The organism is Rhodopirellula maiorica SM1 (genome assembly GCF_000346295.1).
GTDB lineage: Bacteria > Planctomycetota > Planctomycetia > Pirellulales > Pirellulaceae > Novipirellula > Novipirellula maiorica.
Map to the genome: position 1 here is coordinate 1 of NZ_ANOG01000308.1, position 9,806 is coordinate 9,806.

A 9,806-nucleotide genomic window follows, 5' to 3' on the forward strand; every position below is an offset into this window, starting at 1 on the left:
GCACAAGAAACCGTTGGGCGATCCTGAAATAAGAAAACTGAACATGGAAGAGCGTAAAAAACTCGCCGAATTCCATCAAAATCAAGCGGCCTAAAATGCTTCACAGCGTTGGCCAAAACGGCTAACGGGAATTTACCCAACGATTCCTGCCTACCTACTTCGCGATAAACACCACGGCAGCCGACGTTTCTTCGCTTGCAGGGCTATTTCAGCTCTTCGAAACCTTCGAAGGCATCGTCGCCACCCGCCATCGGCTCGCCACCACCAAAGCCGTCATCCGCCGGCACTTCGGCTGCCACCTCGTCCTCGGCAAAACCTTCGTTTTCGCCGAACGCTTGCTCTTCAACTTCCTCGCCCGTCGCCTCTGGGTCGGCAGCAGCCTTGGGCTCTCGCGGTTTACGGTTGCCCATCAGCGATACGATCGGTACCGCCAGGATGACCGCTAACAGAAAGACGACCCAGAGAATGAAATAGATCATCGATAGATGGCAAAACTCACGAGGAACGAAGGAAAACGTGGGGCTCTTAGGATAGTCGCCGCATGGTGACCACGCAACGAAAACATCGGCGGTTGCCCCGCAATGCTATTCGTAATCCCATTTCATGATCCAGGGGTCCTGCATCTCCTTCTGCATCGCCTTCAACTTGGCCTTGTAGCGTTCCAGGATGTCTTTGTGCCCTTCGCTGTCGGCCAAATTGCTTGTTTCATTTGGATCCGCCGCAATGTCGTATAGCTCGAATTGGGGGCGGTGGACATAGCCGTCGACTGTTTTGTTGCCGTACGCCGCGTCAGGCCCCTTTTTCCACTGAGCCTGCCAACTGCTGGCGGCCCACAAATCCGAAGCGAACGGGTACGGCAGCGGATACGCGATGTTCCAAATCAATTTGTACTTGTCATCACGAACGACTCGCATCGGATAATACATTTGGATTTCATGAAACGTGTGCGAGGCAAAAATGGTTTCATGGTGCGGTTCGTCAGGATTGGCCAAACAGTGCATCCACGATTTGCCGTGGTAAGAATCGAAACTCTTTCCGCCGTTCCGGTTGTCCTTGATCGCCTCGTCCCGTTCCGCCCAATACTTTTTGACGTTGATGGGGTTTTTAGGACCATTGGTTTTGGGATCCAATCCACCTGCGAAATCGAGGATCGATGGAGTGATGTCAATGTGACTGATCAACGCTTCGGATTCGGTTCCACGTTTGCTTTGGTAGGGATCGCGAACGACAAAGGGAACTCGCAAGCCTCCTTCGTAAACCGTCGTTTTGCCACCGGCGAACGCCATGCCGTGGTCGGCGGTAAACACGATCATCGTTTTATCGTAAAGATCATTGGCTTTCAAAATTTCAACCAATCGCGCGACGCCTTGGTCAATCCGCGAGCAGGATTGGTAGTACTGAGCCAACTCTTCGCGTGTCTCGGGCGTGTCGGGCAAAAACGCAGGAACGACGACGTCCGCAGGATCGTAAAAGACTTCGTCTACACCGGGATAAGCCTTGCCATTGGGTTTGTTACCAAACAGATCCGGTTTTAGTTCGCGTTTGCTGGTCTTGTCCACGCCGCCACCGCGATGGGGGTCCGATGTGGCAAAGTACAAAAAGAAAGGACGGTCATCGCTGCCGTCGGTGATGAAGTCGCGACTTGCATCGGCCATCTCGACGGCGTTGCGTGAATTGCCTTTCAGATAGGTTTCAAAATGATAGACCGCCTCGGGCGCAACGTGATACTTTCCAATTTGCCCCGTACGGTAGCCTGCGTTTTTCATCACTTGCGGCATCGCCAAACCCACCACGTCGTGGAACGAAGCAAATTTGTGGTAGTGGTGTTGGTGACCAAATTGTCCGTTACGATGGTTGTGCAGTCCACTCATCACAACGCTTCGGCTGGCGCTACACGACGCAGTGGTCGCGAATGCGTTGCGAAACAGCATGCCATCCGCTGCAATCGCATCGATGGCAGGCGTCTTGGCAACCGGATCGCCATAGCACCCCAGTGTCGGGCTTTCGTCATCGGTGATGATAAAAATCACATTGCGTTCGGCTGCGGCAAGACTACGGAGTGAACACAATGAAAGGAATGGGACCATTGCCAGAAGTGCAAGACGCGCGATTGGCGATCCGAAGTGGGCAGGATATTGCATAAGAAGATGTTGCATAGAATGGGAAGGAATGGGAAGGAATGGGGTTGGAGGGGGCGATCGATAGGCGAAGCGGCATCCGCAATACCGATCAGGGGGGAGCCCAGGGAAGTCGGACTCTCAGTTTAATAGATCCATAATAAGATGGCGAATACGTTGCACCAAATTCAAGTTTTTCATTTACGAGCCCTTGGGGCCGGTAGCAATCTTAGCAGCACGGCGCGGGGCCTCGTCCGCTTGCCAAGGTCAAAGCGTGCGAATTCGATGTTCCGTCTTTTGCTTCAGATTGCCTGTCTGTTTGTCTTAATCGCAACCCCGTCATCTGCAGCCGACCGCACGACGTTTGCCGTCGCGATGCCAACCGACGCTGCAGCGGCGGACGCGGCAAAGTGGGACGCAGCCGTCTTTGCCAATCAAGCCATGCTGGAAAAACCTGCGGCGACGGGCATGGCGTATGACGCGGCTTGGCGGGCCTATACCGAACTTTGGCTGGCTCATGCCGCCGATCCTGCCAATCGATCGATTCGCCGCTTCCTCGGACTTCCTTTAAACGGTGCGATTGAAATTCGATCGACTCGTGGTCGTTCGGCTCCGTCGTGGCTGCAATGGCGGCGCGGCAGTTACCAACAATTCGAATCGCCTCACTTTACCATCTATAGCCGTGCTTCGGACGCCGATTCACAGCGAGTCGCGGTTGACTTGGAACAGTGTTATTGGGTTTGGACGCAAATGTTTTTCCCGTTGTGGGAAGGCAACCAACAAGTCTCGTTGGCGTTTGCCGATTGGCACCCCGACACGTCGGTCGCCGACCATTTGGCTAAAAAGACGTCGCGGCTTTCGACCCGCACAAAAATGAAAGTAGTGCTGTTTCGTGATTGGAACGAATACGCCGCGACACTTTCGGAGTCGATTCCGGGGATCGAGCGATCTACTGGTTTTTATAGTGACGAAAATCGCACCACCTTTCTATTTGCCGGCCATGATGAAACCGAAGCAACGCGTCGCCACGAGTTAACGCATCAATTGTTTCGTGAAGCAACGCGATCCACTCGATCGCGGACCAGCCGATCGGGCAGTGACAAGATGCCTGGCGAAGATGCGGGATTTTGGTTGATCGAAGGCATCGCCGGTTACTTTGAATCGCTGCAGTTGCACCCGAGCCATGCGACGCTCGGTGGTTGGGACGCATCGCGGCTGCAATACGCACGCTACCGCACGTTGGTCGGTGGCGATTTCATGCCGCTTTCGGAACTGGAACCCGAAGGCCGACTGCAAGCCCAACAACGCACCGATTTGGCTCGCTATTACGCGCATGCGATCGCACACACGCACCAATTGCTTGATGGCGGAAGTGTTGACAACCGCAAATGGATCTATCACCGTTTGGCCGAACTGTACGGTATCCAAACGCCTTACGCGGACGTCCCTGATCCGATCACGGGGGTGCAGCCGATGCGTTCGTTTTTGACCGTCAATGACAACGATCTAAAACGTAATCCGCCCGATCCCGCGACAAAACGGTTGTGTTTGTCGTCATGTGAAGTTACGGCTGATGGCATGGGAAGTTTTCCAAAACTGCCTGAACTCGATTGGTTGGATCTATCGCGAAACCGCCAAGTCGATTCCGATGCGGTCAATTCGATCTTGGCAAATGCCACGTTGCTGACGCAGTTAAGTCTCGAAGCGACGGCGGTTGACAATCGCATCGCCGGTCCATTGAAAAACGCCACGAAACTCGAGGAACTTGATCTCAGTTTTGCCGCGATCGACAACACCTTGATCCAGACAATTAGCGGTTTGAGCGAACTGCGAACGTTGTGGTTGACCAAGACCCAAGTCGGCGACGCGGCGATGGATGTGATCGAGTCGCTGCCAAAATTAGAAGTGTTGGATGTCCAGCAAACCAACGTCACCGACGCTCGGCTTGAACAATTCAAACGAGCTCGACCCAACGTCAAGCTCAATCCGCTGGAGCTACGCGTGCAATGAATCACCCCACGGAATCCCCACTGCCGCAATGTTTCCGGCTTCGTCAACACTTTGCCTCATCGGCGGTCCGCGATGTCCGTCAATCGATCGATGCTGCGATTCGCAATTCGACTTTGCAAAACCGGGTTCGTCCAGGGCAATCGGTTGCGATCGCGGTCGGCAGTCGCGGGATCGCCGAGCTGCCTACGATCGTTTCAGCGGTGGTTGATTTTGTGAAGCGATGCGACGCGGTTCCGGTGATCGTGCCGGCGATGGGCAGCCATGGCGGCGCGACTGCCGAAGGACAAGCCTCGCTATTGCGATCTCTTGGAATCGAGGAAGCGGTGATGGGCTGCGAGATTCGTTCTTCGCTCGATACGATCGTGATCGGCCGCTCGTCCACCGGACTGGACGTTCACTTTGACAAACTCGCCAGCCAGATGGATCACGTCGTGGTGCTGAACCGGATCAAGCCGCACACGCGATTGGTCGGCAACTATGAAAGTGGGTTGGCCAAGATGTTGATGATCGGTTTGGGCAAGCATCAAGGCGCAATTGTTTATCATCAAGCGATGGCGGATGCCGATTACTGTTTGGATGCGATGGCTACGGAAATCGTCCCGATGATTCAGGCCGCAGCGCCAATCTCGCTCGGGTTGGCAATCGTCGAAGATGCGTTTGACCAAGTCTCGCATGTCGAAGCGATCGAGCCGTCCGAGTTTCTGTCTGCTGAACCACGATTGTTGACAATGGCACGCGAGCGGATGCCGCGGTTGCCGTTTGATCATATCGATCTCTTGATCGTCGACCGAATGGGCAAAGAGATTAGTGGGACCGGGATGGATACCAACGTGGTGGGACGCAAATGGAACGACAAAATCGCCGCGGCGGACGAGTTCCCCAAAGTCAAACAGATCTACGTGCGTGACCTCAGCGACCAATCCGCTGGCAATGCCGCCGGGATCGGAGTGGCCGAATTTTGTCATCGCCGCTTGGTGGAAAAGATCGACTACGAAAAGACTCGCGTCAATTGTTTGACCAGCATGCATGCAACGGCAGGCGCCGTGCCGATCCATTTCGACTCCGATCGCGAGGCCCTAGTCGCGGCGATGGGACAAGTCGGCAAGCGGACACCCCAGCAACTGCGTTGGGTCTGGATCCAAGACACGCTCCATCTGAGCGAATTGGTCTGCAGCGAAGCCTACTGGGACGAAGCGACCGGCGGCACCGACAGGAAGGCGGACGTGCTCGAGCCACTTAGCGGACTTGAGCCGTTGCGGTTTGATGACGAGGGAAACTTGCTGTCGGCTTTTGCATGACCGGTCGCAGACGTGGTCATTGGACCGGCAAAATCAGCTCCCAAATTGCCCTGCTTCTAATAAAAAACGTTCCCCCCCTTGGCGTGGTCATGCTACCCTGGATCGGTCGCACGCTCCTCTTGTGGACGAGACGGCAAATTCGCTAGGCTAAACGGCCTTGTCTACCCAAAATCACGGCGGTGTTTCCGAGCGATCCTTCGATTTTTGTCCGATCGATACATTTTACTGCGTCCTCCTGAACTTTCGGTCCCCATTGTCTGACGTCGTTTCACAGCCGACCCCGTGGTCTGAACGGATTTCCGAGCGATATCAGTGCGTCCTGGCACCTGATTTGGCCGATTGGCTGGATCGTGAAATCTGGAAACGGCAAGGAACCGGCGAATTTCGCTTGCCGATTCCTGCCGATACGCTGATCTCGGATGCTCCGGATGAAATTTGGCCTGGACTGATGCCCTGTGATCTGTTGCCCCTCCTCGGCGACGCGGATGGCAATTGGGTTTGTGTTCGCGCCGATGCAAACAACCAGATGGCCGAAATCGTCCAGTGGTTTCATGGCGGTGGCGATTGGATGCCCTGGGGGAAACGATTAGCCGACGCGATCGTTTTCGAGGCGGTGGTCGAGCGATTGCCGGGACCGCGACGCCGGTTGGCAATCCCTGCAGAAAATCCCAAACAAAATTTTGATCCGTTAAATGATCCCTTCGTTCACTGGGCATTTGAACATCAAAGCAAAGCGATTCGGGAACTGTTGGCCGAACAGACCGGGGCACAAGAATCGGCAGAGGTGCTGCTACGTGAAGACATCGCCTGTGAAGCGGTGCGATGCGAACTGGTCCAAGATGCAATGCATCAACCTTGGGCCGACCGAATCAACAGCAAGTTTGCCAACCAGATCGGGCTGTCATGGAATGATTGCGTTTCCTGGATGTTTGATGGGGCGCGGATGCCCGAAGACGCCTGGGATTTGATTAAAGAAAACCGAAAGCTCAGCGACCATGATCGTGGCCAGCAAGATTGGCAAGCGGTCGAGTCGCATTGTCGCGCCGTGATTGATGCGACCGACGATTCGACGCGCCAAATCGCCTGGGCATGGGACCTGCTTGGCTATGCCATCGAGCGTCGCGGTGATTCCTCCGCGGCGATCGAGACGTATCAACAGGGGGCAATCGCTTCGAGCTTTACCGATCAAGCCGTCCGGATGAACAGTCATTGGATGCAGAAAGATGCGGCCAAGTTTTCGGTCGCCCGACTGCAGAAACTTGATCCCAATCGAGTTGCAGATTCAAAATATCTGTCTAGCTTGCTGGCCAATAATAATTCGTCTTTTCGCCAACAAGTGGTTGAGTACTGGATCGATCAAGCCAATCAGGCGACGAGCGAAGTCGAGCGACACGAGCGGTTGATGAGAGCGGGCTGGGATGTCGGCGTTGACTCGTTTGCACGCTACTCAACGCTACTGGATCGTGTTGCCGAAGCGGCCGAAGCGGCCGGACAACACGCGCGAGCAACGCTAGCCAAAACGCATCGTCGTTGTCTGCGAAATCGCTACGGCGTCTAGCCAAATGTGGAACTGGCTTCCAACCTATCATCAAGAAACGGTTGCCTTTTAATAGCAGCGTGAGCCCCCTGATTTTATTTGACCGGTTCAATCACTGCGGCAGCGCGGCTCACGTCGCACCGCTAAGATTGTCGTCGACATAGGGCCCCGCGCCCAATGCCATCTACATTGGTAGTGAAACTCGCCAGAGTTCCTGGTGTTTCAACAGCAAAGATGGGAATTCTGGCGAATACCACTACTTGAGCATCTCCAGTGGTTGCCAAAGTAGATGGCATTGCGCTCGCGCCGCACCGCCGCGAAAGGGGGAAACCTTTTCCAACATCACACCCCCACCAGACGGATACGTCCAATCGGTTTTGATGACTCCATCGGCATAATCGTTACCATTTGACGCTTCGTGGACGCTTTCCTAGCCAAACAACACTAACAACTAGAAGTATCAGCACCATCCGGTCGATTGTTCATGATGCCGGCATGGGTCAACCAAGTGGACGACCCGATGCTAGTTAAACTTGAGTGGGTAACAATCGTCCCGGCTTATGTGGGTTTGCTGGGGCGTGAGTGCATCTTCTCTCGCGGGTTTAAGTGACAAGCGGCTGTGAAACACTTTCGAGTGTCTCACAGCCGTTTTTTTTTTGCCTTTTCCGGTCCCCATCATCCACGGTGACGCCCCGCACGATTCTCTAAGCCCGAAAGCGGGACGACTGAGATGATTCGAGTAAGCGGCGGGCTTTCGAGACGCTATCACAGCTGGGTGAATATCAGTTCTAAACCAAATATCTGTAGCACAATCATCGCCAACTGATGTTTTTACCCGAGGTCTTGGGCAAGAAAGTCGACCTCAATTTGGATTGCAAGGTAGGAAACCCGAACTTTGGGGCTTATGATAAGTGGGATTCCCGAAGGCTGGTCCTGGTCCCCCCTCAAATGCTTTCTGTCGTATTGATGTCCACATTTCCAATGTCTTGCCGCTTTGGTCGATTTCGTTTTTTCTCGGCGATGATTTCGAGCACCTGGTTCGGAGTTTTTCTGATCTTCAGCGGCGGCCCCTTGCTGGCGCAGGGTGGCCCGGCCACGGTGGTGGTCACGGCGGTGATCGAAAAAAACATCTCGGCGGAACAATCATATGTCGCCAACGTAAAACCGTGGCGTGAAAGTACGATCGGCAGCGCGGTCGATGGTCGTGTTTTAGAGTTCATGGTCAACGCGGGCGAAGCGGTTACCAAGGGCCAATCGTTGACCCAGTTGCGGACCAAAACCATCGACATCGAGATCGCGGGTGCCGAAGCCGAGTTGGCCCTCCGGGAAGCGGAGCTCGAGGAGCTTAAGAACGGCTCGCGCCCCGATGAAATTAAGCTGGCCGAAGCGCTGCGTGACGAGGCCAAAGCCAAACTCGAATACGCTCAATCCAAATTGGCTCGCGCCCAGCGGCTGTACAAAGAATCGGCGGGGATCTCGATCGATGAATTCGAAAGTGATCGCGCGGAAGCGTTGGTGGCGGAGGCGACGTTCGCGCAAAACGAAAGCTCGTACCGGTTGGTGGTCGAAGGACCACGTCAAGAACAGATTGCTCAGGCGGCCGCGCGAGTCGACGTGCAGACTCAGACACTCGAAGGACTCAGAGACCGCCGCGAAAAGTACACCTTGCGTGCACCCTTTGATGGATTTGTCGCGAAAGAGTTGACTGAAACAGGTGCCTGGGTTCGTCAAGGCGATCCGGTTGCCACGATTATCGAAATCGATCCGCTTGAGATCGAAGTCTACGTGCCCGAAGCCAGCATTCAATTTGTTCGTCCGGGGGACCAAGTCAACGTATCGGTCGAAGCGGTTCCTGGGCAAACATTCCAAGGCGTCGTGGATCAAATTGTTCCGTTGGCTGATCCCTTAGCAAGAACATTTCCGGTGCGAGTCCGAGTTGAGAACGCCGCGTCGGAGGGACGTCACCCTTTATTGCCCGGCATGCTGGCACGCGTCAAACTGCCATCCAGTGAGAAACAAACTCGCATGCTGGTTCCCAAAGATGCGATTCAGCTTGGCGGTGCCGCACCGACGCTGTACCGCGTCGTCGATGGCAAGGCGATGATCGTGCCTGTGGTGATGGGGCCATCGCAAGGAAGCTGGGTCGCGGTGACGCCATCGGTACCAGACCAATTGAGTGTGAAGGACTTGGTCGTCACCCGCGGCAACGAACGACTCCGGCCGGGGCAAGACGTCACGATTGCCGAACAACAAACGACAACGCCTTAATTCGACTGTTTCAAATTTTGGGTTTTCCGTGAATTTGTGAGCCGATGGCGATAGCCACGGGCTTCATTTTACCGCGTTTTACTCACCGGCGTCCTGACGCTAACGCGTGCGGCTCATCCGATCGGACAGTCGAACGAACGTTTCGCCAATACTCATTTTTCTGCCACTGCAAACGAAGCCGATCGCATGCATCCCATCGAATCCTGTGTCCGCAATCCAGTGAAAGTCGCTGTCGGGGCGTTGTTGTTGATTCTGTTTGGCGTGATCGCATTGATCGGCATGCCGATGCAGCTGACCCCCGAAGTGCAAACACCGACGTTGACGATCGAAACACGTTGGCCAGGGGCGAGTCCGCAAGAAGTCGAACGCGAGATCATTCAAGAGCAGGAAGAACAGCTCAAGAGTGTCGAAGGGGTCACCAAGATGACCAGCGAATCGATGGACTCCAGCGGCCGTATCACGTTGGAGTTCTATGTCGGCACGAACATGGAAGAGGCGTTATTGAAGGTGAACAGCCGGTTGCAACAGGTTCCGGAATATCCCGAAGAAGCCGACCAGCCGGTGATCTCGACCAGC

7 protein-coding genes are annotated in these 9,806 nt (G+C 54.8%); 5 read left to right on the forward strand and 2 right to left on the reverse strand.

The genetic code is table 11. From position 1 onward, the window contains the following. Nucleotides 1–203: 203 nt before the first annotated feature. Together RMSM_RS09970 and RMSM_RS09975 are read right to left on the reverse strand one after the other, a co-directional pair. On the reverse strand, nt 204–479 hold the full coding sequence (locus tag RMSM_RS09970; RefSeq protein ID WP_008694996.1) for a hypothetical protein: 276 nt from the start codon (nt 477–479) through the stop codon (nt 204–206). Between the two features lie 105 nt (nt 480–584). Then, the gene (locus RMSM_RS09975) at nt 585–2,087 is read right to left on the reverse strand and encodes a sulfatase family protein (protein ID WP_052031569.1); all 1,503 of its coding nucleotides are present in this window, start codon (nt 2,085–2,087) and stop codon (nt 585–587) included. A gap of 315 nt (nt 2,088–2,402) precedes the next feature. Here RMSM_RS09975 and RMSM_RS09980 point away from each other — a divergent pair, with 315 nt between their 5' ends. The 5 genes from RMSM_RS09980 to RMSM_RS10000 form a co-directional block, all read left to right on the forward strand. After that, on the forward strand, nt 2,403–4,127 hold the full coding sequence (locus RMSM_RS09980) for a leucine-rich repeat domain-containing protein (protein WP_008694999.1): 1,725 nt from the start codon (nt 2,403–2,405) through the stop codon (nt 4,125–4,127). Then, the gene (locus RMSM_RS09985) at nt 4,124–5,425 is read left to right on the forward strand and encodes a nickel pincer cofactor-dependent isomerase, group 22 (RefSeq protein ID WP_008695000.1); all 1,302 of its coding nucleotides are present in this window, start codon (nt 4,124–4,126) and stop codon (nt 5,423–5,425) included. The genes RMSM_RS09980 and RMSM_RS09985 overlap by 4 nt, the downstream gene beginning before the upstream one ends. A gap of 253 nt (nt 5,426–5,678) precedes the next feature. Then, on the forward strand, nt 5,679–6,983 hold the full coding sequence (locus tag RMSM_RS09990) for an SMI1/KNR4 family protein (protein WP_144057532.1): 1,305 nt from the start codon (nt 5,679–5,681) through the stop codon (nt 6,981–6,983). 999 nt (nt 6,984–7,982) lie between these two features. Then, the gene (locus RMSM_RS09995; protein ID WP_160168272.1) at nt 7,983–9,230 is read left to right on the forward strand and encodes an efflux RND transporter periplasmic adaptor subunit; all 1,248 of its coding nucleotides are present in this window, start codon (nt 7,983–7,985) and stop codon (nt 9,228–9,230) included. A gap of 186 nt (nt 9,231–9,416) precedes the next feature. Further along, nucleotides 9,417–9,806, forward strand: a 390-nt coding sequence (locus RMSM_RS10000) for an efflux RND transporter permease subunit (RefSeq protein WP_008695005.1), incomplete at its 3' end; no start/stop codon positions are given.